This is a genomic window from Streptomyces tanashiensis (genome assembly GCF_014648895.1).
GTDB classification, from domain to species: Bacteria; Actinomycetota; Actinomycetes; order Streptomycetales; family Streptomycetaceae; genus Streptomyces; species Streptomyces tanashiensis.
This window is the reverse complement of the sequence record NZ_BMRZ01000002.1, coordinates 184,104-207,564: the sequence shown is the minus strand read 5'-3', so window position 1 is coordinate 207,564 and position 23,461 is coordinate 184,104. Positions and strand designations below refer to the sequence as shown.

The following is a 23,461-nucleotide window of genomic DNA, read 5'->3' as shown; positions in this document are numbered from 1 at the left end:
CGTCCGGGACCGGCGGGGGCGCGGGTGCAGTGACGTGCGGAGCCTCCGTACGCCGTTCACGAGGCGATCCGGTAGCCCGCGCCCGGGACCGTCTCGACCACCGGGGGCTCGCCGAGCTTGGCCCGCAGCTTGCTGAGCGTGACCCGAACCGCGTTCGTGCGGTAGCTGGTGTGCTCCTCCCAGACCTGCTCGATCAGGTCCTCGCCGCTGACCACGGCTCCCTCGGCGCGCAGCAGCGCCTCCAGGACGCCGAACTCCTTGGGCGACAGATGCAGGTGCCGGCCGTCGCGGCTGGCCTGGCGGCGTGCCGTGTCCAGGACGATGCCGCGCTGTTCGAGGACCGGCGGCAGCGCGGGCCTGGCACGCCGTCCGAGGGCCAGCACCCGGGCGAGGAGTTCGTCGTACGCGAAGGGCTTGGTCAGGTAGTCGTCGGCGCCCAGACCGAGGCCCTCGACCCGGTCTCGTACGGTGCCGGCCGCCGTCAGCATGAGGACCCGGGTCATGAGCCGCTGCTCGACCACCCGACGGCACACGTCGTCGCCGTGCATCCCCGGCAGATCACGGTCCAGGACGAGGACGTCGTACTCCCCGAGCTGCATCTTCCGCAGGGCCTCCAGGCCGTCGGCCGCGACGTCCACGGCGAGCGCCGCCCGGCGCAGCCCCTCGGCGATCATCTCCGCGAGGAACGCCTCGTCCTCCACCACCAGTACGCGCATGGCCCCTGTCTATCCGAAGGGGACCTTTCGCCGATGTAAACGGAACCGTTGAGAGAAGCGAAACATGCCCGCGGGGCAGCCTCGGCGGCATGACGATTCGACGGATCATCCGGACAGCCGCCGCCCCCTCGCTGGCCGCTGCCCTCGCCCTGTTCGCCACCGCCTGCTCGGGCACCGCCCCGGGCGCGAAGGACGACGGGAGCGTGAACGAGGAGGGGAAGAAGGCCGACCAGGCCTTCGAACACCGCAAGTGCCTGCGCGAGCAGGGACTCGACGTGCCCGAGCCCAAGCCGGGCGAGAGCGGAGTCGGCCTCACCATCGGCGGCGACGGCATGTCGAAGGAGAAGATGGAGAAGGCGTTCAAGGCGTGCGCGAGCAAGGCCGGCGGCGCAGGCTTCGGCAAGGAGCCGACGCAGGCCGACAAGGACAAGGCACTCGCCTACGCGAAGTGCATGCGCGAGAGCGGCTTCAACATGCCCGACCCGAGGTTCGACGGCGGAGCACAGCAGGCCATGCCGATACCGCAGGGCGCGCAGAAGGAGAAGTTCGACAAGGCGGCCAAGGCGTGCGAAGGCGCGGCCCGATGAGCGGCGACGCGACCGACCCGCAAGCGGGCGAGCGGCGGCCGCTGGGACGGCGCCGACTCGGGATGGCCCTCCTCACCGTCGTCGCCATCGCCGGCGGCGGCGTCGCCGTCACCGCTCTGGCCACCCCGGAGAAACCCGCGGCCGACCGTGCCGGCACCAAGGGGCTGCCGCACGCCACGGCTCCCGTCACCCGGGGCGACCTCGCCGACAGCTCCCAGCAGGACGGCACCCTCGGTCACCTCGGGGAACGAAAGATCAACGCCGGAGGACCGGGCGGCACCCTCACCTGGCTCGCCCCGCCCGGCTCCGTCGTGAAGAGGGACGAGCGGCTCTACGAGGTCGACGGCGAGGCCGTCCGCCTGATGTACGGGGACGAGCCCATGTACCGGCCCCTGAAGACCGGCGACAAGGGCAGGGACGTACGGCAGCTGGAAGAGAACCTCGCCGCCCTCGGGTACACCGGCTTCGACGTCGACGAGGAGTACACGGCGAAGACCGCCGCGGCGGTCAAACGCTGGCAGAAGTCCCACGGCCTGAAGCAGACCGGCACCCTCGGCCCGGAGCGGATCGCCTTCGCGGGCAGTGCCGTACGGGTCAAGGACGCCGGCTCCGACTCCGGCACGGGCACCGGCGGCGGCGACCGGATCGCTCCCGGCGACCGGGTCACCCCCGGCTCGCCGGTGCTGACGGTGACCGGATCCGAGCGGGTCGTGAGCTTCAAGGTGCCGGCCTCGCAGGCCGGATCGGCGAAGACCGGGACACGGGTCCAGGTCACGCTGCCGGACGGAACCCGGCTGCCGGGAAAGGTGTCCGCCGTCGGCAAGACCGCGTCGGCCGGGGACGACCCGCAGGACAGGACCCCGAAGATCGACATCACGGTCTCCTTCGACGACCCGGCCGAGGCCAAGGGCGTCGATCAGTCCCCGGTCACCGTCGAGCTCACCGGCGACACCCGCAGGGACGTCCTCTCGGTACCCGTCAACGCCCTGCTCGCCCTCCCCGACGGAGGCTTCGGCGTCCAGGTCGTCGAGAACGGCGCGGCGAGGGACGTCAAGGTCGAGCTCGGCATGTTCGCACAGGGCAGGGTCGAGATCAGCGGCGGCGGACTGCGCGAAGGCATGAAGGTCGGGGTGCCGTCCTGATGACCGACACCATGCGATCCGCCGAGAACCCCGGCCTTGCCCCGATCCCGGGCCCCACCCCGCCCCCGATCGCCGGCCCTGCCCTCGTTGCCGCCGCCGTCCCGGTCGTCGAGCTCAGAGGCGTCGTCAAGGAGTACGCCGGGGGCGTCCGCGCGCTCGACGGCGTCGACCTCACCATCGGCGAGGGCGAACTCGTCGGCATCGTCGGCCCCTCGGGCTCCGGCAAGTCGACCCTGCTCCACATCATCGGCACCCTCGACCGGCCGACCGCCGGCACGGTCGCGATCGCGGGTCACCACGTCGCATCCCTCACCGACCGTCGGCTCTCAGCCCTGCGCGCCCGCCACATCGGCTTCGTCTTCCAGGCCTTTCATCTGGCCCCCGGCGTCAGCGCCGTGGACAACGTCGCCGAGGGACTGCTCTACTCCGGCCTGCCCCGGGCCCGCCGCCGCAGGCTGGCCACCGAGGCGCTGGCCCGCGTCGGCCTCGCCGACCGTGCGAGGCACCGGCCGCACGAGCTGTCCGGCGGCCAGAAACAGCGCGTCGCCATCGCCCGCGCGGTCGTGGGGCAGCCCGACCTGCTGCTCGCCGACGAACCGACGGGCGCTCTGGACACGGCCTCGGGCGAGGCGGTCATGGAACTGCTGCACGCCCTGAACCAGGAGGGCGCCACGATCGCGGTCATCACCCACGACACCGAGATCGCGCAGCGCCTGCCGAGAACGGTCCGGATCCGCGACGGCAAGGTCGTCGCGGACTCGGCCCGGGGAAAGGTCGTGGTCTGATGCCCGGCAGGCGCAAGCGGACGGCGTCCCAGGCGACCGAACGGCAGGCCGTCGCGCTCACAGCACGCCGGCTCGGCCCGCGCGACGTCCTGCACGTCGGCTCGGCCGGGCTGCGAAGCCGGCCCGTGCGGGTGGTGCTGTCGGCGCTCGGGATCGCCATCGGCATCGCGACGATGATCGCGGTGGTGGGCATCTCGGCGTCCAGCCAGGCGCAGCTGCTCCAGCGGCTCGACGCCCTCGGCACGAACATGCTGGTCGCCAAACCCGGAGAGGGGATGTTCAGCGGGCAGGAGGTGAAGCTGCCCAAGGACGCCGTCGGCATGGTCGGGCGCATCGAGGGCGTGGAGAAGGCCGGCGCGAGCGGGGACCTCCAGCACACGGTGCGCCGCTCGCAGATGATCCCGGAGGCGGAGACCGGCGGCATCTCCGTGAAGGCGGCGTCCCTGGGACTGCTCGGCGTACTGCGCGGCACGACGGCGTCCGGCACCTGGCTGAACGCGGCCAACGGCCGTTACCCCTCCGTGGTGCTCGGGCACGTCGCCGCGGAACGGCTCGGCATCGACCGGCCTGGCAGGCAGGTCTGGATCGACGACCGGTACTTCACCGTCGTCGGCATCCTCGACCCCCTGCCGCTCGCCCCCGAGATCGAGCGCTCGGCGCTGGTCGGCTGGGAGAGTGCCCAACGGCTCCTCGGCTTCGACGGGCATCCGACCGCGGTGTACGAGCGGTCCACGGACGCCTCCGTCCGGCAGGTCCAGCGGCTCCTCGCTCCGACGATCGATCCGCAGAACCCGCAGAACGTGTCGGTGAGCGACCCTTCCGAGGTGCTCAAGGCGAAGGCGGCGACCGAGGGCGCCTTCTCCACGCTGCTTCTCGGGCTCGGCGGGATCGCCCTGCTCGTGGGCGGTGTCGGCGTCGCCAACACCATGATCATCTCGGTCCTGGAGCGGCGTCACGAGATCGGCCTCCGCCGCTCGCTCGGCGCGACGCGAGGCCAGATCAGGATCCAGTTCGTGACGGAGTCCCTGATGCTGTCGGGCCTCGGCGGCATCGCGGGCGTGGCTATGGGGGCGGCGGCGACGGCCGTGTACGCGTCCACCGGCGGACTGCCCTGGGTGGTCCCGCCCTGGGCAGCCGGGGCGGGCTTCGTCGCGACCCTCGCGATCGGCTCGGTGGCGGGCCTGTACCCGGCGGTCCGCGCCGCCCGCCAGTCACCGACCCTGGCCCTGGCCGCAGCGTAAGGCCCCGGCCCCGCGGCCGCCCGGCGGACCAGAACGGGCGGCCGCGTGGTCTCAGGCCTTCGGGAGGACCGCGGGGGAGTTGGCTCCCGGTACGAGGACGCGGGGAGTGCCTGTGCCGTCGGCCGGGAGGGTCCAGATGTCGTTGGTTCCGTCGTCGCGCTGGAGGGCGTACGCGACGCTGTCGTCGTCGAGCCAGGCTGCCTGGTCGTCGACGCTGCGGCTCTCCGCGAGTTCGGTGCGGCGCAGGGTGGCGAGGTCGAGGACCGTGAGGCGCCAGCCCTTGGTGGGGTCTGCGTCGACGGCCTGCTTGAAGGCGATGCGGGTGTGGTCGGGGGAGAGGGAGGGGCACTCCACGTTGTCGGCCAGGGTGCGCAGGGTGCGCGCCGTGAGGTCCCCCACGGCGAGGGAGCGGGTGCCGGCGCTGGAGACGGTGGCGTAGAAGCGGTTGTCGTCGGCGAAGGTGACGCCCCAGACGTTGATGTCGGCGGCCTGGTAGCGGCGGCCCTGCCGGTAGACGGTGAATTCCTCGAGGGAGCCGGTGAGCCGGCCGGTGCGCGTGTCGAGGATGCCGGTTCGCGTGGAGAAACCACCACCGGCGTAGGAGTCGCCGCCCACGAACAGTGTCCAGGCCACCATGCGTCCGTCGGCGCTGACGCGGGTGCGGTTGGGCAGACCGGTCAGGGGGACGGTGCGACGGATGCGCTGATCTTCGGAGAGGACCAGCAGTCTGGGGCCGGCGAGGGCTGTCGCCGGAGTCAGGCAGGCGGTGGTGCCACCGGCGGTGTACGAGCGGTCGCAACGTCGGGTGGTGACGGTACGAGGTCCGTGGGGGTCGGCGAGCGGGACGGTGGAGAGGAGTCCGTTGCTCAGGACCCGGAGTCGGCCGCCTGGCGGGCCGACCGCGGACGGGGCGGCGTCGGCGCCGGCCGGAGCCGCGGCGGAGGCGGTGGTGTCGGCCCGTGCGTCGCGGCGGGCGTTGACGATGGTGGTGGCCGCGAGGGCGGCCAGGAGGGCTGCGACCACCGCCGTGATGAGGATCTTCGTGCGCTGGGTGGGGGTCTTCATGAGGGGGAGGAGGTCCTTTCTCCCGGGCGGCGGACAGTCAGGAGGAGTGCGGTGGCCAGGCCGGCGATGATCACGGCGATCGAGGCTCCGAAGCTCGCCGTCCTCGTGCCCCATGTCTGCCAGGCCAGACCGAAGAGCACCGACGAACCGAGGTAGGCGAGGGCCTGTCCGCTCTGGATCAGCGCGATGCCGGTGGTCCGCAGCCGTTCCGGCAGGACCGGTCCCGCGAGCGCCATCAAGGTCCCCTCGGTGGCGGCGTAGAAGAGCCCGTACAGGAAGAGGACCACGACGAGGAGCGCCGGCCCTTCGAGGGGGCCGGTGAGGAGCACGTACACCAGCGCAAGAACGCCGTAGCCGCCCAGCAGGACGGGCACGCGGCCGATTCTGTCGGCCAGCGCGCCGAGCGGAGCCGCCAGCAGGAGGTAGGAGAGGCTGGTGCCGACGGCGAGAAGGGGGAACCAGCCGATGGACAGGGACTCGCGCCGCTGGAGCAGGAGGTAGACGAAGCCGTCGCCGACGGTGGCGAGGCCCAGGAGGCAGGCCGCGCCGATCAGGCGTCGTACCGGTACCTGGCGCAGCAGCATGGCCACGGCGCGCGGGGAGACGGTGCCGGCGGGTGGCCGGGGCTGTCGGTGGTCCCGTACGAAGAGCAGCAGGACCAGCACGCCCAGGGCCGCGAGGGAGAAGCTGGTGACGAAGACGGCGTCGAAGGACTGGCCGGCGGCGGTGAGGACGGCCAGAGCCACGAGCGGACCGGTGAACGCGCCGAAGCTGTCCATCGCCCGGTGCACGCCGAACGCCCGGCCCAGGGAGTGCTCGGGGGTGGAGAGGGTGATGAGGGCGTCGCGGGGTGCGGTGCGCAGTCCCTTGCCGGTCCGGTCGGCGGCCAGGACGAGCCCGATGGACGTCACCGAGTTCCCCACCGCCACCAGGCCCAGCTTGGCCAGGGCGGAGAGGCCGTAACCCGCTCCCGCGACCGCCTTGCGACGGTCGACCCGGTCGGCGACGTAGCCACCCACCACCCTGAGCAGAGCCGTGGCGCCGGTGTTGAGCCCGTCGAGGACGCCGTAGGCGGCCGGGCTGAGCTGCAGACCCACGACCAGATAGAGAGGCAGCACGGCGGTGACCATCTCGGCGGAGATGTCGGTGATGAGGCTGACGGTGCCGAGGGCCAGGACGTTGCCTCCGACGAACTTCCACCGGCGGCGTGACCCTTGGGGCCCTGTGGTGCCGTCGGACGAGGGCAGGGGACTGCCGATCGTGGAGAGATACACGGGAGTTGCGACCTCCGGGGCGCTGATGGAGACCCGCCGAGCCGCCGGCCGACCCCGTGGGGGATCGACCGGCGGGCGGGCCGGGCGGGGTCAGTGGCAGGTACCGGTGCCGCTGTCGTTGTACGACTTGCCCGCCTCGGGGACGAACTGCCAGTCGTAGCTGCCGGCGTGCAGGGTCAGCTTGAGGACGCCGAAGGTGTTGTTGTTCCGGGCCTCGCTGTTGGGCTGGATGGTGCCGAAGCCGTAGCTGTCGGCACCGCCCATGCCGGCGACGAACTGCCGCAGGCCGCGCGCGGTGTCGAGCTGTCCGCTCGGGTTCTGCGGGGCGAAGCGCTCGTACTGGTGGTTGTGCCCGGTCAGGATGACCTCGGCGTTGTAGTCGTAGAGCGCCTGGACCAGCGGACCGGTCGCCGTGGCGGGGCCGTGGCTGGAGCTCGACGTCCAGCGCGGCTTGTGCCAGTAGGCCACCGTGCACTGCTTGCCGCTGGCGGCGAGGTCGGCACGCAGCCACTGTTCCTGCGCCGAGCCGGCCGCCATGGAGATCTCCGAGTTGAGGGAGACCACGTGCCAGTCACCGAGGTCGTAGGAGTAGTAGCCCCGGTTGGACGGTCCCGCGTTGGCTCCGAAGTAGCTGTAGTAGGCGGAGGCGCCGGAGGTCAGATAGTCGTGGTTGCCGGGTGCGGGCTTGGTCCGTGCCTTGTGCCGGCCCCAGGTCGGCTCGTAGTACGTGGAGAAGTCGGACGCGGTGCCGTTGGGGTAGGCGTTGTCGCCGAGGGTGAAGACCGTGCCGGGGATGTTGTCGAGGAGATTGGCGGTGGCGCTGTCCCCGGAGCCCGACGTGGCGATGTCGCCCGCGCCCACGAGGACCGGATCCCCGGACGGCGGGGTCGAGGTGGAGGTCGAGGGGGTCGGCGTCGGCGTGCTGCCCGTCTCGACGACCAGTTGCGGGGCGGTGGCGCCGGTCTCGCGCGAGTCGTAGTCGGCGCCGTCGCTGCTGGACGAGGTGACGCCGATGGAGAAGGTGCCGTTGCCCTTCACGTACGAGGTGACGTCCACCTCGTACCAGGTGTTGCGGGCGACCGCGCCGAGGGTGCCGAGCGTGGACCCGTCGATGGCGGGCTTGTTGGCGTAGGTGACGGATGTCTCGGCCCACGTGGTGTTGGACATCGCGCGGAACGTGCCGCCGTTGCCGGTCTCCGCTCCGGCGACGTCGTCGACATGGATCCGGAGGATCGCGCGCGTCGCGGGCTGCGACAGCCCGGAGACCTGGAAGCGCAGCAGCATCTGCTTGACGGGGCTGTTGTCGACACCGAGCTGCTGGGCGGTGCCGTAGTTGGTGGTGCTGTTCTGGGCGTCGACGTAGGTGTCCGCCGTCGCGACGAAGGTGGTGCCCGCAGCGGACGCGGTGGGGGCGAGCACGGTCAGGGCGGTGGCGACGGTGGCCGCTGCCGCGCCGGCGGCGAGGGCCGCCGTGAGGGCCTTTGGTATGGGCATGCCAAACCTTTCGTTCCGGGAACGGGAGCGATTCGAAAAGTAGGGGGTGCGCGAGGATCCCGGGTGTTGCAACGGAGGTGCCCTGGTAGCGGCCGGGTGAACCACAGGAGTCGAGGGAGCCGCGACGTGTCGCGGGGCGCTGCGACGCGAGCCGGACTTCCGGACAGGGGAGCCGGCGGGAGGCCGGGGGTGGGAGGGGTGAGCGGGCGGCCCTGTGCTGCGCTCAGGAGGCGCTCGTGAGCTGGAGCACCGCTATGCCCGCCAGGACGGCGATGCTGGCGGCGATACGGCGGTGGCCGAGGCGTTCGCGGAAGACGATGGCGCCGATCAGGGCGCCGAAGACGATGCTGGTCTCCCGCAGGGCGGCGATCGTGGAGAGGTCACCGCGGGACTGGGCCCATACGACGAGCCCGTACGCGAGGAGGGAGAGCACGCCGCCGGCCAGGCCGCGACCGTAGAAGGGGCGCAGCGCGGTGAGGAGGGCGGGGCCCCGGCGGGCCCAGGCGACCAGGGGCAGGACGAGACCCTGGCAGAGGAAGAGCCAGGCGATGTAGCCGAAGACGCTGCCCGAGACGCGGACGCCACTGCCGTCGACGAGCGTGTACGAGGCGATCATCACGCCGGTGCCGAGCGCGGCGGCCAGCGCGGGAAGTTGGGCCCAGCCGGGGATTCCGTCGGCGAAGGCCAGGCCGGCCAGGCCGCAGGCGACCACCGCGATGCCGAGGGCCTGGCCCGCGGGCAGCGAGTGGCCGAGGAGGGTCGTGGAGACCAGGGCCACCACGACGGGTGAGGTGCCCCGGGCGGTGGGGTACATCTGGCCGAAGTCGCCGAGCTGGTAGGCGCGGAGGAGCAGGAGCTGGTACGCGACCTGAAGGGCGGCGGAGGCGGCGATGTACGGCCAGGCCGCCGGTTCGGGCAGGGGGGCGAGGCAGACGAGGACCGCTCCGCACGCGCTGGAGGCCAGGCTGATGAGCGTGAAGCCGGCCAGTTTGTCGCGCAGGCCGTGCGTGAGGCCGTTCCAGACGGCGTGCAGCACCGCCGAGGCGAGGACGACGGCGGGCACGGCGGCCGTGCCCGTCAGGGATGTCAGGTGTGCGGGCACGGTCGCTCCCACTGCTGGGCGATGGAATCTGGTTCCTTGGTAGACTATCCGCATGGAAATTCATTCCACAGTGGGGGGCGGGCTCGCCGCCCACATCAGGGCCCACCTGTCCGAGCTGCGTGACACCGAGGCGCGGGTGGCACAGGTCGTACTGGACAAGGGCGCGGAGCTGGTGCACCTCAGCGTCAGCGATGTCGCGGCGCTCGCCGGCACGGCGCCGTCCTCCGTCGTACGGGCCTGCCAGCGACTTGGCTTCCGGGGCTATCAGGAGCTCAAGATCGCCGCCGCGCGACAGGCGCCGGCTCAGGAGCCCTCCCAGGATCAGGACCCGGCCGCCCGCGCGCTGGCCGACACGATTCGCGCTGCCAGGGAGGCGCTGGACGGGGTGGCCGTGACGGTGACCCCCGAGCTGCTGCGTACGGCCGCTGAACTGCTCGACGCGGCCCCCCGGGTGCTGGTGGTGGGCGCGGGCCTGTCCGGCGCGGTCGCTCTGGACACCGCCTACCGACTGCGCGCCCTGGGCTGCGCGGTCGACGCGCCGGCCGACCCGCTGACGGCTCAGCTGGCCGCCTCGCAACTGACATCCGCAGACGTCTGCCTGGCCATCAGCCATACGGGCGCGACACGCAGCACGGTCGACGCCGCCCGAGGCGCACGGCAGGCCGGGGCCCAGGTCGTCGCCCTCACCAGCTACGCCCGCTCGCCGCTCAGCGAATCCAGCGGCTGCACGCTGGTCGCGGGCGGGCAGGACCTGGTCTTCGGCCTCGAGACCGTCGCGAGCCGGCTGGCCCACCTGACCGTGATCGACGCCCTCACCCTCACCCTGCTGGGGCTGCGCGGGGCGCCCGCCGAAGCCGCGCTGCGCCTGTCGGCCGACGTCACGGTGGACCACTCGTACTGAGCGGCGTCATGCGGCGAGGAACGGCGGGCGTGACGCGTGATCGGTTCGGCGGGGGAGAGGCCCTGCTCGCCGCTTTCGCCGCTTTCGCCGCTTTCGCCGCTTTCGCCGTCTGTCGGGCCGCCTCGGATTCGCGGTCGTCGTGGAGCAGGGAGGTGCGGGTGCAAGCTGTGGCCGATTCGCGCCCTACCGGCGACCCGTACCCGGATGATGCCCTGGTCGCTGTGTCAGGGATTGTCGCGGCCGCCATCGCCGTTCTGGGAACGCTGCTGGGTGCCGTCGTCGCCCACCGGTACCAGGAGAAGATCGCGGCCAGGTCCGCGGCCAGATCCGACCGGGAGCGCAGTCATCAGCGGCTGCTCGATGCCTGTGCCGACTTCATCGCCCTGGCGGAGGACTACAGGCGAGCACAGTACGACCGCTGGACAAGCCAGCACACGGCACCGGAGTCCGAGGCGGCTCTGAACGCCCGAGCGGAGTCGTACAGGCTCTACGTCGCACTCCGGAGCAGCGTCTTCAGGCTCCGCCTCGTCGCGGTCGGTCTTCCCGCACAGCGGCTTGCCCAGCGGGCCGCCGAGATTCAGGTGAGGACACGGGAGATCTTCTTCGCCGCCGACAGGGCCGACATGCTGGCCCGGGGTGAGGCAGTGGAACGGTCCTGCGACGCCTTCGCCGTCTGCGCCAACGAGGTGCTGGCCGCCTCCGAGGAATGAACCTGTGCAGGGGGCGGTGGTCCCAGGTCGCCCCGCAGTCACTGGCCGCTCATCGCCGACGCGGCTACGGCGGCGCCATCATGCTCGCGGCACTCCGCACGGCCCGCGCCCGAGACCACCGCATCGCGGTCCTGCAGGCGTCGGCCGACGGCGAGCCCGACCACCGCCGCCTGGGGTTCCGTGCCTGCCGCCAGTTCACCGAACACGCCGTCAACTCCTGAACCCACCAGACTCCAGGAGCTCTCCGCCCGCCTTCCCCGAGGGCCCTTCAGGGGGCGCAGTGCCGCACGAAGGGCAGATCCCCCGGCTGCACCTGCTCGCGCGGCCCCGCCGCCCGCAGCACCACGTCCAGCACGCGCGCCGGGTCGGCGGCGTACGCATGGGAGAACCACGCCATGTTGGCCTCGACCACGGCCCACCGGTGGCCCGGACGGTACGGGTCGAGCAGCTGTCCGACGTCCACGACGACGGCGCTCGGCAGGGCGGGCCCGGCCCCGGCGACCAGGCGGTCGACGAACTCGGCGATCTCCCCGGCGACCGCCCCGCCCCTGTCGAGCGGGCGGGGGTCCAGCCGACCGAACACCGCGTACCGACTGCCCGTGGCGATCCGCCCGTCCAGCAGGAACAGTCGGTACTCGGCAGCGAACGTCACCACCTCGGAGAGCAGCACCGGCGTCGCCGGGGCCAGATCGGAGGGCAACCGGGAACCATCGGCGTAGACGTCCGCAGGGAAGGACTTGTCCCGCGGCGGCTTGACGAACGTCGGCCGCTCGACCGCCCACGCGTCCGCGAGAGTCGCCGCACGGACCTCTCGCCCGGTGAACTCCTCCGGCAGCCGGGCGAGCCAGTCATCCGCCGGTTCGAGCAGCGCGAACCCGAGCCGTCCGGCCAACCGCGCCCCCGCCACCGGACCGCCGTACCAGTACGCCGGTCCCGCCTCCCCACGGATCTCCTCCGCCGCCAGGACCGCCATCCCGCGCCCCGTCGCCTCACCGGCCAACAGTTCCATCGTCGACGTCCGCCGACCGGGCATGACCAGCACCGCACCCCTCCTTCACGACGTACAAAACCGCCACGCCAGACCCGCCCGGTCCCGGGCACACCCGAGTCTCCCGCCCGGTGGACCGGGCGAGGGCTCACCGCCGCCCGGACCCCGGCGGTGCCGACGGACGTTCTCCGTCAGCCGGTGGCGCCGTCGCCCACCAGGCCGCCGCGGGCGAGGGCGCGGGCCACGGCGGCCGGGTCCGGCCCGTCGCCGTCGGGGTCGCGTACGCGCGCCAGCAGCGTGTCCACGTCCCGGAGTCGGCCGGCCTCCGCCTGGGCGAGGACTGCGTCGGCGCCGGGCTCACCGTCCGCCGGCGCGATGCGCCGGGCCAGCAGCTCCACCGCCTCCGCGCGGTCGGCCAGCGCGCTCATTCCGCAGTCCAGGCCGTCGTCTTCGAGAGTGTCCGGGTACGGCGCGCGGGCCCAGATCCCGTTCTCGTACCAGTAGACGCAGCCGAGCTCGTTGCCGGACAGCCGGTCGCGCAGCTCGTCCCACGGCAGCCACGCCGGGCCACCCGCGAGCATGTCGACCGGCGGCTCGTGCCACTTCACTTCGCTCGACTCGTCCTCGCCGTACAGCACGTAACGGCCTTCGCCCATGCTGGACATCACCCACCAGGTGCAGCCGGCGTCGTCCCAGTGGAGCCCGTCGTCGTCGATCCAGCGACCGTTGCGGTGCGCGCTGGGCCGGCGTTCGTCCGCGGTGGTCGCCCCGAGTGCGGCGACCAGGGCCCAGCGGGCCCACAGTCGCTCGGCGGGTGGAAGGTCCTCCGGCAGTCCCGGACGGTTGATCGTCATGACGGCCACCGTACGGGCGCGAACACGCCACCCCTACACCGGGTGCGCGTCCTGGGCCGACCGCTGGTCCCGCAGGGCAGGGTCACCCGACTGCCGCGCGTCCCCGTGAAGGGCGTCCACGCGGAGGAGGGCCACACCGCGGACGGGCGGGTGACCTGGGTGCACTTCTCCGACTCCGCCCTGGAGGGAGACGTCAAGGCACCGGGTCACGAGAAGACCGTCCCCGAGTTCGGGACCCTCGACGCCCACCACGTCGTCCCCGCGGTCGCCTTCGGCCACGTCGCACAGTTCCGACTGCCCTGAACCCTGTGCGCCCGGCCATGAGGGAGGGAAGCTGCTCCTCGGTGCGTCGCCGGTCATCGCCCGCCCGGGTGGCCGTCGGAGACGACGGCGCTCAGGAGCTCTCGCGCGGCCGCCTTCGTGGCGTCGTCCTCGTCGAGCCGGGCGCGGTCGCGCAGTACGGAGGCGGTCCGCGCACGCGAAGGCCAGCCCAGGGCCAGCATGTGGAGCACCATGCGCCGCGTCGTCGGATCCGGCTCGGTGACAGCCCGCGTGCTCACCAGAGCCTCCCCCTCCTCGTCACCGGCCCGGACCACCCACCAGCGCAGCGCCGAGAACCTGATCCCGGGGGCCGGATCGGACTCCGCGCACCGGCGCAGCAATGCGTGTACGTCCGGATGGCCGGGCCAGCGCCGGGCCAAGGTCCGGACGAGATCGGAACGGGTGTGCTCGTCGGGGTGGTCCGTGGCCGCGAGGACCAGCACCTCGCGGACGCCGTCCCGCTGCGCCCAGTGGCGGCCCAGGCTGTTCAGGACGGTGCTCTGCCGGGGGTGTGTGGCGTCGCGGGCGATGCTCATCACGAACTCCCCGACATCCGGCCGGTCGGCCCACCTCTTCGTCAGCACCTTCAGAGCGGCACTGCCGACGAGCCAGTCGCCGGACTCGGTCGCGACCCTCACGAGGGCGGTCCGGACGTCCTCGTCATCGGGCCACTTGTCCTCCAAGACGTCGAGTACGGTCGAGACGGTGGTGCGCTTCGGGTGAGCGGCGGCGGCGAGGAGCAGCTCGCGCACGTCGCGCCGAGAGGGCCAGTGCTCTGCCAGTGCGCGGAGGACGGTCGCGTGGGTGTACGCGTCGGACCCCTCCGTGCGGAGCCGGAGGAGCAGGTCGCGAACGGCCGGCGTGCCCGCCCAGTACTGGGCGAGCATGCGCACGGCGGTCCGCCTGACGTCCTCCTGGCCCGTGTCCTCGTGCGAGGCGGCGGTAGCCGTGCAGCGGATCAGTACCTCGCGGACCTCGCCGTGCCCCGGGTAGCGGTCGCCCAGTGTCTCCAGGGCGACGCGTCGCACCCCCGGGTCCGGGTCCTCGGCGGCGCGGCGCAGGATGACCTCCAGGGCGCCCTCGTGGCCGGGGCAGTGCTCTCCCAGCTCTCGGACCGCCGTCGAGCGCGCTTCCGGCCAGGGGTCCTCGGCCGCAGCGCGCAACAGCAGCTCGCGGACGGCGGGATGCCCGGTCCCTTGCGTGCCCAGAACACCCAGGGCCGCGCACCGCACCTGGCCGTGCGGCGAGTCGGCCGCCCGTCGGACCAGGAGTGCGCGTACGCCGGCGTCGCCCGGGACCTGATCACGGAGATGCCACACCGCAGAGCGGGACAGATCCGGTACGCCGTCGTCCTCCACACATCGGGACAGGAAGTCCAGGACCTCCGGGTACCGGCAGGCGTACCGCCCGAGCGTCTTCAGCGCCGTGTTCCGGGTGTCCTCGTCCTCGTCCTCGCGTGCCCGTCGGACGAGCAGGGCGCGCACGGCGGGCTCTGCGGCCCACTGCCGGCCGAGGAGGCGCAGCGCGTCGCTGCGGCCGAACGGGTGAGGGTCGTGTGCGGCGGCGTCCATGGCCAGTTGCCGGACGGTCGCGTCGTCCGGCAGCCCCGCGGCGAGGGCCTCGAGCGAGGCCGACCGGACTCGGCGGTCGGAGTCCTGGACCGCGCACCCGGCCAGTAGGGCGCGGACGTCGTCGTGGTCCGCCCACAACTCGCCGAGCACCTCGAGCGCCGTGGCACGCAGCCTGCCGTTCGGGCCACCCCGGGCTTCCCGGACGACCAGCTCGCGGACCTCGTCGTCCGGGCGGCGGCGACCGCGCTCGTAGAGGAGGATGACGCGGTCGCTGCTGTCGTAGCTGCCGCGGCCGAGGGCGGTCAGCTCGTCGTCATCGACGTGCAGGTGGAAGGCCAGGAGCCCGACCGGCTCGTCGCTCACGGAGAACTGGCCGCTCAGCCGGAACCAGCGCAGGTAGCGCTCCCGGCCCGGCCAGTACCGGCCGAACGAGGCCAGCGCGGAAGCCGCTTCGGCGAGCAGCCACGGTCCCTTCGAGCCGCGTACGTCCAAGGCCGCGGTCACGGCGTCGACGACGGCGATGCTGCGGTCCGCCGGCACCCCGCTCCCACCGGTCTCGGCCAGCGCGCGGAGGGCCAGGACCACGTGACTCGCGTCGTCCGGATCGGTGCGCCGGGCGTGCAGGCCGAGCAGCCGGTCGATCGCGGCCGTCGTGTCCTCGACCCCCAACTGCCCGATGAGCAGGACCAGGACCTCGTGCCACGCGGAATCGGTGGAGCGGGCGGCGATGACCTGCCCCATCAGTTCCTCGGCCGTCCATTCACCTTCCTCCTGGTAGCGGTACGCGATGTCCGCCGCTGCGAAGTGCTCCAGGAAGGCCCGGTGGACGAACCCGTAGACGTCGCCGCCGTAGCGCGACAGGATGAAGTTGCGCTCATGCAACTGTGTGACCATGGCGCGGGCGGCAGACGAGGCGTGCAGGGACGGCAGCCCACATCCGGCGAGATGCTCGCGGAAGACGCGTTCGAGGTCGCGTGCGTGGATGTGGTTGCCGGAGACGCCGTCGAGGCCTTCCTGCAGAGTGCGGGCCAGCCGGCGCAGGAGAGCGAGGCGCTCGCCGGGCCCGAGAGCGTCCAGCGCCTCTGCGACAGGTGGTGACAGAGGAGCCCTGAGGAACTTGGCCGCCTGATCCCACTGCTCGACGAGAAACGTGACAGCGCGTTCGTACACACCGCGCCGGGTGCGGGGCAGCGGACCATCGGCTCCGATGATCACGAGGATCGTCAGCAGAAGAGGGTTGCCCGCCATCTCACGGAGCGACCGTGACCCCTCCACCTCCGCAGCCACCCGTACGGCGAGCTGCTCGGCCCGCGTCGGCTCGTCCGGAAGGGAGTGCCGGTACCAACGCCGTACGAACGCGTCGATCCGATCCTCGTCCAGGTCCTGCAACGTGAAGTGCGAGAACCCCGCGCGCGCCAGCAGCCCGCGGCGGTAGCCGATGATCCGTGAGGTCACCACGATCTGGGCAGTGGGCCGACGCGCGGCGAACGCGGCGATGCGGCGGACGACCTCCTCCCGCACCTTGGGGTCGAAGACCTCGTCGAGGCCCTCGAAGACGACCATGCCCCGCCCCTCGGACAGCAGGCGCTCCCGCACGAGGGCGGGGACCGAGAGCCCCATGGTCGCGTGCTGCTGATCCAGGTAGTCCTCGAAGTCGCCGTGGAGACCCGGGGCGTCGGCGTACCGACGAAGCTCCACCACGAGCGGAACCCGCCCCACCGGCCCACCGGGCCCCTCGCCGGGTACTTCCGCCGCCGGAGCGAGGACCAGGTGGCGGACCAGCGTCGACTTGCCGGCCCCGGGATCTCCCAGCAGCACCGTCCGCCTGCCCGAGGGCCCGGCCAGCACCTCCAGCACGTCCTCTTCGGGCCGCTCCAGGTACGAACTGCGGAGCCGCTCCACATCGTCCCTGCCCACCCCCGGTGGCAGCAGGTCCTCATCGGGCAGCTCTCCGAACAGCGCCAGCCGCCTGCGCAGTTCCTGGGGCAGCTCCAGCGGAGGCGGATCCGCTCGCACGGAGGGAGCGACGAACACCTCGGACAGCGAGACCGCGAGATGCCGTTCCGCATCGGGACTCAGGACCTCCAGGTCCACGCCCCCGTACACCTCCGTGAAACGGCGCACGTAGTCCGCCACCGCCCGCGCCACAGCCTGGTCGGAGGGCAGGGCCGGCGGCGGGGGACCCGGGTGCACGGTGACGCTTCCGATCACCGTGACGTTGTCACCGGTGATCACGTCGCGCGCGTCCCCGGCCACGGCCGCGGCCCGTTCGCCGTCCGCCCGCGCCGAGGGCGAAGCCGGCCGGCCCGGCCGGGGAACCTTCCACGACTTGGGCCGGGGCGTCGGCTCGGGGACCTCGGTCTCGGGCAAAGGGCCTCCCTACGACGCAGAGCACAGCGATCTACGCAGGCTAGCCGCGGAGAGCGGAGCGAGGCTCTTCTTCGCCGGAAGTCGCTCGGGCGGGACGGCCCGGTGAAGGGTGATGGCGCTATCTTGTCAGCGGCGGCGGGGGAGGTCGGCAATGGGTCAGCGGGTGCGTGATGCGGATGGCTTCGGTGGTTCTGAGGTGGTTCGCGAGAGCCTGGACGAGCACTTTGGGGAGACAGGAGAACGCCGGCATCACAGATGGCTGCCCTTCCTCGGGCTGATGACTGCAGCTTGTCTCCTCGTTGCCGGCTCACTGACCTGGCTGTTCTGGGACGACTTGATGTACCCCCTCGGTGACCCTCGTGCGTGCGCCGGCAGCGACGCCGCGCTGCCGCGTGACATCGTCGCCGGTGGTGTGAGTCTGCCCTCCGATGCCTCTGAGGTCCGCTACTACACCCACGAGGGGCAAGCCGTTGTCTCCTTCGTCAGTAGCCAGGTTCCGGACTATCTCCTGCGCGCGAACCTCATCCCCGACGTCGCTCCGCCGGTCCTCGATCGGAATCACGGTGACGCATACGGCTTGGGCGCCGACGACCGCGACCTGCCGGAAGGACTGTGCGGGGAAGGCCTACGAGGACCGGCATGGAGCTTTTGGGGGCCCGGCTCCGGCAGCGTCCTCGTCGAGCGTTCGCCTTCTGCTGACTATGAGCTACGAACCCGCCCCAGGGTCCAGGTGTTCTTCCCCTGGGCGACAGTCAACGGCTGAACGTCCGAGGGGGAGATGCGACGTAGTCAGGGAGATGAAGCAGACTGGCAGACGTGGGACCCCCATGCCGACCGACCTCATGCAGGTGACGGTCGAACGAAGCCCCCAACGCAGAGAAGGAGTTCCAGCATGCCGACGGAGATCGACTCGGTGATCGCACGACAGCGCGTCGACGACCTGGACGCGGCCGTCCCCTTCTACGAGAGGCTGACGGGCCGAACAGCCGGCCGTTTCGCCTTCGCCGGTGTGCAGTTGGCGAGCGTCGGGCCCTTCCTGCTGTTCAGCGGTCCGGACGAGGCAGTGCAGAGGGTCGCCGGGGTGAGCGCCACCCTGACGGTCGCAGATCTGACCGAAGCCGTGGACGAAGCGGTCGCCGCCGGCGCCACGGTCGTCATGCCGGCGCAGCCCACCCCCAACGGCCACCGAGCGGTGCTGCGGCACCCTCATGGCGGCGTGTACGAGTACGTCGGCCCCTGAGCCAGGACGTGCCAGCCGCATGAGAGCCATGACCGTCACCGGTCGTGAGAATGTCAGCGATCCACCCAGGACGATCCGCGTTCCTGGGTCGGATGTCGTCCGATCACGCAACAGCCCTGACGTCAGGACGTCATCCGGTGGGTCCGGCCGCAGGCCGTCGTCGGCCGTGACGGTCGGTCAGGCCCGCGGGGCGCGTGGCTCCATCCGGAACTCGAAGCCGAGGGTGCCCGGGTCGAGTGCGGTCGCGCCGCCGTCGACGGTGAGCACCGCACCGTTCACGAACGAGGCGGCGGGCGACAGCAGCCAGGCGATGGCCTCCGCGACCTCTCGCGGCTCACCGGGCCGCCCGGCGGGCAGGACCCGGGTCACCTCCTCGTACGCCGCTTCCAGACCGCCCTCCAGGTCCGCATCGTCGGCGAACCGGTTCATCCGGCGGTCCGCCATGTCGGTGCGCACCCAGCTCGGGCACACGGTGTTGGCGCGCAATCCCGCGCCCCCGTAGTCGACCGCGAGCGAGCGGCACAGCTGGAGGAGCGCCGCTTTGGAGGTGGCATAGGCGGCGTTCCCCACGCCGTTGCGCAGGGCGGACACCGAGGCCACCGCGACCACCGCGCCACGGGCTTCGAGCAGGTGCGGGAGGGCGGCGCGCAGCAGCAGGAACGGACCGGTGAGGTTGGTCCGCATGACGTCGTCCCAGTCCTCCAGGGTCACGTCGCCCACGCCGCCGCCCCGCCCGATGCCGGCGTTGAGCACCAGACCGTCGAGCCGACCGTACGTGCCGACCACCGTCTCGACGAGCGAGGCCACCGCGGCGGGGTCCCCGATGTCCGACGGTACGGCCAGGGCGCCGGTCTCCTCGGCGACCAGCCGCAGCGGCTCGGGGCGGCGCCCGGACACCGCCACCTTGTGTCCCGCCCGGGCCAAGGACTGCGCGGTCGCCGCCCCGATCCCCGTTCCGCCCCCGGTCACCAGGTACACGCGCTCGTCCGCCATGTCCGCCGCCTCTCCCGTGTCTCGTCCGCCGCCCCTGTTCCGATGATCTTAGACACGCGAAGCTCCGGGGCCGGGAAGGCAGGCGAGCCACACGGCAGGGCGGAGCGGTCGGGGGACCGGTGCGCTCCTCATCGTCCCGCGAACCGCCCCGTCAAGGGGCGCGGAAATCCGTGGACGGACCCGCGGACGACCACATACTCTGTGGCTTCACGCCCTGAGACGAACGGAAGGAGGCGAGTGCCGTGCGAGTCACACCTTTCCAGCGCTCCCGCTTCCGCTGTCCCGGCGTGGTTCGTCAGTTCTGACCGGGAGCGCTCCAAGCAGCCTGTATCCCGGAGGAATCCATGACCGATCCGGTCATCCGTACGCTCACCGCGAGCGACGCACATCTCTTCGACGCACACCCCGACCCCCTGGGCGCCCGTGAGGGCCATCGGCGTACCCAGTTCCGCCCCGACTGGAAGCGCGTCGCCCTGCGTGACGGCGAGGTCGTCGCACGCGGCGCGTGGTGGGGCGGCCCCGACGACTCGGAACCCGTCAACATCAACTGGTTCGACGTGGCCGAGGGCGAGGAGGAGGCCGGGGCCGAACTCCTGCGCTCCGCTCCCTGGCGGGTCGAACTCGAGATCAACCTGCCCGGCGGCTGGCGGGAGAAGGCCGACCTGCGCGCCGGTGCCGAGGCCCGCTTCGGCGCCGCACGAGCCGCAGGGTACGAACCCCTGGTGGAACGCTTCCTGTACCGGTGGACCCCGGAGCGAGGTCTGCCCGAGCGGCCCGGGCGCCTGCGCTTCAGCGCCGAACCCGACGACGCGGTGTTCTTCGACGCGTTGCGCCGCATCCACTCCGTCACCCTGGACGTCCACGCGCTCAGAGCCATCGAGGAGGGCGGACTCGACCAGGCCGCCCAGGAGGAACTCGACTTCTTCCACTGGTGCCCTTCCCCACGGGAGTGGTGGCAGATCGCGCGCACCCCGGAGGGAGACCTGGCCGGCATCCACATCCCGGCGCACAACCCCTCCGGCCCGACCATCGGCTTCATCGGAGTCGTCCCGGAACAGCGCGGCCGCGGCTACGCCTACGACCTCCTCGCGGAGTGCACCCACTTCCTTGCCGAGCAGGGCGCGGAGTTCATCAGCGGAGCGACGGACCAGGGCAACTTCCCCATGGTCGCGAACTTCGCCAAGGCCGGCTTCCCCGTCGTCCGTGAACGCATCAACTTCCACCCGGCGGGCCACGCGGGCTAGCGAGGAGTAGCACGCGGCGAGTGGTCCGGTCCGACGGGGCAGGACCGGACCGCTCGCACGCAGGGAAACGGAGTCGGGGGTTCGACGCGGGGGTGCGTGCTGAAGCTGCAAACCGCCGCGAACTCACGTCGAACGCGGCCGCACCGCCCTCGCACGTCTCCGGCGGCAGTGACCGAAGTGAGTACACGTACTCAGGTGTCGTCCACCGCATTTCTCCATCCTGAGGAGCGAACGCCGGAACGCCTCAGGGAGACACTCATGCACCATGCCATCCAGCTGCGCGCAGCCACACCCAGTGATCACGACTGGATCCACGAGCTGCGGCATCGGGTGTACGCGGAGGAACTCGGCCAGCACCAGGTGCATCCGTCCGGGCGGTTGAGCGACGGGCTCGACGGCCACAACGTGTATCTCGTGGCCGCGCGTGGGGAGACGCGGATCGGTTTCGTCAGCCTCACCCCACCGTGGGTCGGCCGCTACTCGCTGGACAAGTACCTGACGCGCGAGGAGCTGCCGCTCCTCTCGGAAGAGGCGCCGTTCGAGATCCGCGTCCTGACCGTCGAGAAGCGCTGGCGGTCCACCGTGGCCGGGCCGCTCCTCATGTACGCGGCGCTGCGCTGGGTCGCGGCGCGGGGCGGCCGTCAGGTGGTGGCGATGGGGCGCACGGAGCTGCTGGACATGTACCTCGCCGCCGGGTTGCGGCCGGTGGGGCGGACGGTCCGTTCGGGCGCGGTCTCGTTCGAGGTGCTGAGCGGTGCCGTGGACGAGCTGACGAGGACGGTCCGGGAGCGTCATGGCCGGACCTTGGAGCGGTTGCGAGCGGGCCTCGACTGGCAGTTGGACGTGGAGTTCGCACCGCGCGCGGACGGCTGCGAGCACGGCGGTGCCTTCTTCTCCGCGATCGGTACGGACTTCCGGACGCTGGCCCGCCGGCACGAGGTGGTCGCGGCCGATGTGCTGGACGCCTGGTTCCCTCCGTCTCCGAAGGTCCGCGCGGCGCTGTCGGAGGATCCGGGGTGGGCGGCGAGGACCTCGCCGCCCACCGGTGCGGAAGGACTGCTCGCGGAGATCGCCGCGGTCCGTGGGCTGCCGGTGGACTCGCTCGTGGTCGGGGCGGGTTCGTCCGACCTGATCTTCCGGGCGTTCGGCCGGTGGCTGACTCCGGGAAGCCGGGTGCTGCTCCTTGACCCGAGCTATGGCGAGTACGCCCATGTCACCGAGCGGGTCATCGGCTGCCAGGTGGACCGGCTCCGGCTGCGCCGGGAGGACGGCTGGCTGCTCGATCCGGCCCGGCTCGCAGCCGCGACGGCGAGCGGGCGGTACGACCTCGTGGTGGTGGTCAATCCGAACAATCCGACGGGCCGCCACGCTCCCGCCGACGCGCTGCGCGCCGTGATCGAGGCCTCTCCCGCGCGGACGCGGTGGTGGATCGACGAGGCGTATCTCGGCTATGTCGACCCTGCGGAGTCGCTGGCCGGTCTCGCTTCGGTCGATCCCAGGGTCGTCGTGTGCACGTCCCTGTCGAAGATGTACGCGCTGTCGGGAATGCGGGCCGCGTATCTCGTGGCCGACCCGGACACGGCCGGGGAGCTGCGCCGCTGGACGCCGCCGTGGCCCGTCAGCCTGCCGGCCCAGCTGGCCGCGGTGACCGCACTGCGCGACCCCGGCTACTACGCGGAACACTGGGCGCGCACCGCGGAGCTGCGACGGGGGCTCGCCACCGAACTCGCGCGGCTCGACGGGTTCTTCTCGGTCGACGAGGGAGTGGCGAACTACCTCACCGTGACCCTGCCGCCGAGTGGACCGAGCGCGGCACGGCTGGTGCGCGAGTGCCGGCGCCACGACGTCTACCTGCGGGATCTGTCGCCGATGTCTCCGGCGTACGAGGGGCGGACCGTCCGCATCGCCGTCCGTGACACGGCGGAGAACGCGCGGGTCGTGGCGGCATGCCGCAGCGCCCTGGACGCGCTGCGCGCGCGGACGACGGCGGCGACGCCGGACACGGTCGCGGCGGGTGTGCCGGGCGGCGGGGTCTCCCTGTGACGACGGTCCCCGGTCTCGTGCCGTACCTCGGTGGGGCACTGGCGGTCGGCGGGCTCGCGGTGGCGGCGACCCGGCAGCGTGAGCTGATGATCCGCTGGTGTGTGTGGGCGGTCGGCGTCCCCGTGGTCACGGGCGCATTCTGGCTCGGGCCGCCAGGGATCGCGGTGCTCGCCGCCGTGGTCGGGGTGGTCGCGGTGGCGGAGTTCGGCGGGCTGCTGCGGCTGGGCCCGGTGGACCGGGCGGTGCTCGGCGCAGCGGTCGTCGGGCTCGTCCTGACGGCCTGGCTGGCCCCCGGGGAGATGCTTCGGGTCGCGGCGGTCGGGGCGCTCGCGATCGCCGGGGTGCCCCTGCTGGGCGGCGACGCCGAGCACGGGCTCCGCCGCCTGGGGGCGGGCCTGCTCGGGCTCGTGTGGCTGGGTGCCCTGGCCGGTCTCGTCCCGTCGGGTGCGGTGGGCCTCGTCCTGTTCGTGGCCGTGTCGATCGCCGACATCGTCGCGTACGGGGCCGGTCGCCGTCTCGGCGGCCCCCGTCTCTCCCCGCTGTCGCCCGCCAAACGGTGGAGCGGCACGCTGGCCGGGGCGGCGGCCGGTCTCCTGGCGCTCGCCGTGCTGTCGTCCCTGACGTGGCAGACGGCGGTGGCCGTGGCGGTCGGCGGGCCGCTCGGGGACCTCCTGGAGTCGATGGTCAAGCGGGGTGCCAAGGCGAAGGACGCCGGTCGTTGGCTTGCCGGCTCCGGTGGTCTGCTCGACCGTATCGACTCCCTCCTCGTCGCTCTGGCGGTGCTGCTGGTGCTCAGTCGATGACCGGAGTCCGAGGTTTC

The 23,461-nt window shown here is 72.2% G+C and carries 21 protein-coding genes and 1 pseudogene; 13 read left to right on the top strand and 9 right to left on the bottom strand.

Features of this window, described 5'->3' with window-relative positions; all coding sequences use genetic code 11:
• Window positions 1-56: 56 nt before the first annotated feature.
• Window positions 57-716 carry a response regulator transcription factor gene (locus IE237_RS06440; protein WP_189800829.1) on the bottom strand — a complete coding sequence of 220 codons (660 nt, stop codon included), beginning with the start codon at window positions 714-716 and terminating at the stop codon, window positions 57-59.
• Between the two features lie 89 nt (window positions 717-805).
• On the opposite strand from IE237_RS06440, the gene IE237_RS06435 reads away from it, so the two are divergent.
• From IE237_RS06435 to IE237_RS06420, 4 genes are read left to right on the top strand one after another with little or no spacing between them, the layout of a single operon-like run.
• Window positions 806-1,303, top strand: coding sequence for a hypothetical protein (locus IE237_RS06435; RefSeq protein WP_189800828.1), 498 nt, complete (start codon window positions 806-808; stop codon window positions 1,301-1,303).
• Window positions 1,300-2,445, top strand: a complete 1,146-nt coding sequence (locus IE237_RS06430; RefSeq protein ID WP_370468152.1) for a peptidoglycan-binding protein — start codon at window positions 1,300-1,302, stop codon at window positions 2,443-2,445. The genes IE237_RS06435 and IE237_RS06430 overlap by 4 nt, the downstream gene beginning before the upstream one ends.
• Window positions 2,445-3,230 (top strand): ABC transporter ATP-binding protein, encoded by a 786-nt coding sequence (locus IE237_RS06425; protein ID WP_229842356.1) that lies wholly within the window; start codon window positions 2,445-2,447, stop codon window positions 3,228-3,230. Before IE237_RS06430 ends, IE237_RS06425 begins: the two co-directional genes overlap by 1 nt.
• Complete coding sequence (locus IE237_RS06420) at window positions 3,230-4,471, top strand: ABC transporter permease (protein WP_189800827.1); 1,242 nt, start codon at window positions 3,230-3,232, stop codon at window positions 4,469-4,471. Before IE237_RS06425 ends, IE237_RS06420 begins: the two co-directional genes overlap by 1 nt.
• A gap of 51 nt (window positions 4,472-4,522) precedes the next feature.
• On the opposite strand, the gene IE237_RS06415 is transcribed toward IE237_RS06420, so the two are convergent.
• The 4 genes from IE237_RS06415 to IE237_RS06400 all read right to left on the bottom strand — a co-directional run bounded on the left by IE237_RS06415 (window position 4,523) and on the right by IE237_RS06400 (window position 9,406).
• A complete protein-coding gene (locus tag IE237_RS06415; RefSeq protein WP_189800826.1) occupies window positions 4,523-5,536 on the bottom strand; it encodes a TolB family protein in 1,014 nt (337 codons plus the stop codon).
• A complete protein-coding gene (locus IE237_RS06410) occupies window positions 5,533-6,810 on the bottom strand; it encodes an MFS transporter (RefSeq protein WP_229842355.1) in 1,278 nt (425 codons plus the stop codon). The genes IE237_RS06415 and IE237_RS06410 overlap by 4 nt, the downstream gene beginning before the upstream one ends.
• Window positions 6,811-6,900: 90 nt before the next feature.
• Entirely contained in the window at window positions 6,901-8,304 is a 1,404-nt protein-coding gene (locus IE237_RS06405) for a CBM96 family carbohydrate-binding protein (RefSeq protein WP_189800825.1), read from the bottom strand.
• Between the two features lie 223 nt (window positions 8,305-8,527).
• Complete coding sequence (locus IE237_RS06400) at window positions 8,528-9,406, bottom strand: EamA family transporter (protein WP_229842353.1); 879 nt, start codon at window positions 9,404-9,406, stop codon at window positions 8,528-8,530.
• A gap of 52 nt (window positions 9,407-9,458) precedes the next feature.
• Here IE237_RS06400 and IE237_RS06395 point away from each other — a divergent pair, with 52 nt between their 5' ends.
• From IE237_RS06395 to IE237_RS06385, 3 genes and pseudogenes are all read left to right on the top strand, one after another.
• A complete protein-coding gene (locus tag IE237_RS06395) occupies window positions 9,459-10,307 on the top strand; it encodes a MurR/RpiR family transcriptional regulator (protein ID WP_189800823.1) in 849 nt (282 codons plus the stop codon).
• Window positions 10,308-10,336: 29 nt separating this feature from the next.
• The gene (kilB, locus tag IE237_RS06390) at window positions 10,337-11,017 is read left to right on the top strand and encodes a plasmid transfer protein KilB (RefSeq protein ID WP_189800822.1); all 681 of its coding nucleotides are present in this window, start codon (window positions 10,337-10,339) and stop codon (window positions 11,015-11,017) included.
• Window positions 11,018-11,055: 38 nt separating this feature from the next.
• Window positions 11,056-11,238 (top strand): annotated as a pseudogene (locus IE237_RS06385) (GNAT family N-acetyltransferase); the annotation flags it as partial.
• Between the two features lie 47 nt (window positions 11,239-11,285).
• Here the strand turns inward: IE237_RS06385 and IE237_RS06380 are convergent.
• Both IE237_RS06380 and IE237_RS06375 read right to left on the bottom strand, forming a co-directional pair.
• Window positions 11,286-12,026 (bottom strand): ATP-grasp domain-containing protein, encoded by a 741-nt coding sequence (locus tag IE237_RS06380; protein WP_189801577.1) that lies wholly within the window; start codon window positions 12,024-12,026, stop codon window positions 11,286-11,288.
• Between the two features lie 170 nt (window positions 12,027-12,196).
• Window positions 12,197-12,859 (bottom strand): hypothetical protein, encoded by a 663-nt coding sequence (locus IE237_RS06375; RefSeq protein WP_189800821.1) that lies wholly within the window; start codon window positions 12,857-12,859, stop codon window positions 12,197-12,199.
• Window positions 12,860-12,901: 42 nt separating this feature from the next.
• Between IE237_RS06375 and IE237_RS06370 the strand changes: the two genes are divergently transcribed.
• Entirely contained in the window at window positions 12,902-13,162 is a 261-nt protein-coding gene (locus IE237_RS06370) for a hypothetical protein (RefSeq protein ID WP_189800820.1), read from the top strand.
• Between the two features lie 53 nt (window positions 13,163-13,215).
• On the opposite strand, the gene IE237_RS06365 is transcribed toward IE237_RS06370, so the two are convergent.
• Window positions 13,216-17,121: a HEAT repeat domain-containing protein gene (locus IE237_RS06365; protein WP_189800819.1), complete on the bottom strand. Its 3,906-nt coding sequence runs from the start codon at window positions 17,119-17,121 to the stop codon at window positions 13,216-13,218.
• 151 nt (window positions 17,122-17,272) lie between these two features.
• On the opposite strand from IE237_RS06365, the gene IE237_RS06360 reads away from it, so the two are divergent.
• Together IE237_RS06360 and IE237_RS06355 are read left to right on the top strand one after the other, a co-directional pair.
• Window positions 17,273-17,884, top strand: coding sequence for a hypothetical protein (locus tag IE237_RS06360; RefSeq protein WP_189800818.1), 612 nt, complete (start codon window positions 17,273-17,275; stop codon window positions 17,882-17,884).
• 129 nt (window positions 17,885-18,013) lie between these two features.
• Window positions 18,014-18,361: a VOC family protein gene (locus IE237_RS06355; protein ID WP_189800817.1), complete on the top strand. Its 348-nt coding sequence runs from the start codon at window positions 18,014-18,016 to the stop codon at window positions 18,359-18,361.
• Window positions 18,362-18,538: 177 nt separating this feature from the next.
• On the opposite strand, the gene IE237_RS06350 is transcribed toward IE237_RS06355, so the two are convergent.
• Window positions 18,539-19,354 (bottom strand): SDR family NAD(P)-dependent oxidoreductase, encoded by an 816-nt coding sequence (locus tag IE237_RS06350; protein ID WP_189800816.1) that lies wholly within the window; start codon window positions 19,352-19,354, stop codon window positions 18,539-18,541.
• Between the two features lie 344 nt (window positions 19,355-19,698).
• Here IE237_RS06350 and IE237_RS06345 point away from each other — a divergent pair, with 344 nt between their 5' ends.
• From IE237_RS06345 to IE237_RS06335, 3 genes are all read left to right on the top strand, one after another.
• Window positions 19,699-20,598 (top strand): GNAT family N-acetyltransferase, encoded by a 900-nt coding sequence (locus IE237_RS06345; protein WP_189800815.1) that lies wholly within the window; start codon window positions 19,699-19,701, stop codon window positions 20,596-20,598.
• A 258-nt stretch (window positions 20,599-20,856) separates the two neighbouring features.
• Entirely contained in the window at window positions 20,857-22,641 is a 1,785-nt protein-coding gene (locus IE237_RS06340; RefSeq protein WP_229842348.1) for a histidinol-phosphate aminotransferase family protein, read from the top strand.
• Window positions 22,638-23,444 carry a phosphatidate cytidylyltransferase gene (locus tag IE237_RS06335; RefSeq protein ID WP_189800814.1) on the top strand — a complete coding sequence of 269 codons (807 nt, stop codon included), beginning with the start codon at window positions 22,638-22,640 and terminating at the stop codon, window positions 23,442-23,444. The genes IE237_RS06340 and IE237_RS06335 overlap by 4 nt, the downstream gene beginning before the upstream one ends.
• The last annotated feature ends 17 nt before the right edge of the window (window positions 23,445-23,461 follow it).

What these genes read in the sequence shown, in the direction of transcription:
- IE237_RS06440 (WP_189800829.1), bottom strand. Translation starts at nt 716, where the DNA reads ATGCGCGTACTGGTGGTGGAGGACGAGGCGTTCCTCGCGGAGATGATC.
- IE237_RS06435 (WP_189800828.1), top strand. Translation starts at nt 806, where the DNA reads ATGACGATTCGACGGATCATCCGGACAGCCGCCGCCCCCTCGCTGGCC.
- IE237_RS06350 (WP_189800816.1), bottom strand. Translation starts at nt 19,354, where the DNA reads ATGGCGGACGAGCGCGTGTACCTGGTGACCGGGGGCGGAACGGGGATC.
- IE237_RS06395 (WP_189800823.1), top strand. Translation starts at nt 9,459, where the DNA reads ATGGAAATTCATTCCACAGTGGGGGGCGGGCTCGCCGCCCACATCAGG.
- IE237_RS06355 (WP_189800817.1), top strand. Translation starts at nt 18,014, where the DNA reads ATGCCGACGGAGATCGACTCGGTGATCGCACGACAGCGCGTCGACGAC.
- IE237_RS06405 (WP_189800825.1), bottom strand. Translation starts at nt 8,304, where the DNA reads ATGCCCATACCAAAGGCCCTCACGGCGGCCCTCGCCGCCGGCGCGGCA.
- IE237_RS06340 (WP_229842348.1), top strand. Translation starts at nt 20,857, where the DNA reads ATGCACCATGCCATCCAGCTGCGCGCAGCCACACCCAGTGATCACGAC.
- IE237_RS06415 (WP_189800826.1), bottom strand. Translation starts at nt 5,536, where the DNA reads ATGAAGACCCCCACCCAGCGCACGAAGATCCTCATCACGGCGGTGGTC.
- IE237_RS06380 (WP_189801577.1), bottom strand. Translation starts at nt 12,026, where the DNA reads ATGGAACTGTTGGCCGGTGAGGCGACGGGGCGCGGGATGGCGGTCCTG.
- IE237_RS06345 (WP_189800815.1), top strand. Translation starts at nt 19,699, where the DNA reads ATGACCGATCCGGTCATCCGTACGCTCACCGCGAGCGACGCACATCTC.
- IE237_RS06420 (WP_189800827.1), top strand. Translation starts at nt 3,230, where the DNA reads ATGCCCGGCAGGCGCAAGCGGACGGCGTCCCAGGCGACCGAACGGCAG.
- IE237_RS06430 (WP_370468152.1), top strand. Translation starts at nt 1,300, where the DNA reads ATGAGCGGCGACGCGACCGACCCGCAAGCGGGCGAGCGGCGGCCGCTG.
- IE237_RS06360 (WP_189800818.1), top strand. Translation starts at nt 17,273, where the DNA reads ATGGGTCAGCGGGTGCGTGATGCGGATGGCTTCGGTGGTTCTGAGGTG.
- IE237_RS06425 (WP_229842356.1), top strand. Translation starts at nt 2,445, where the DNA reads ATGACCGACACCATGCGATCCGCCGAGAACCCCGGCCTTGCCCCGATC.
- IE237_RS06375 (WP_189800821.1), bottom strand. Translation starts at nt 12,859, where the DNA reads ATGACGATCAACCGTCCGGGACTGCCGGAGGACCTTCCACCCGCCGAG.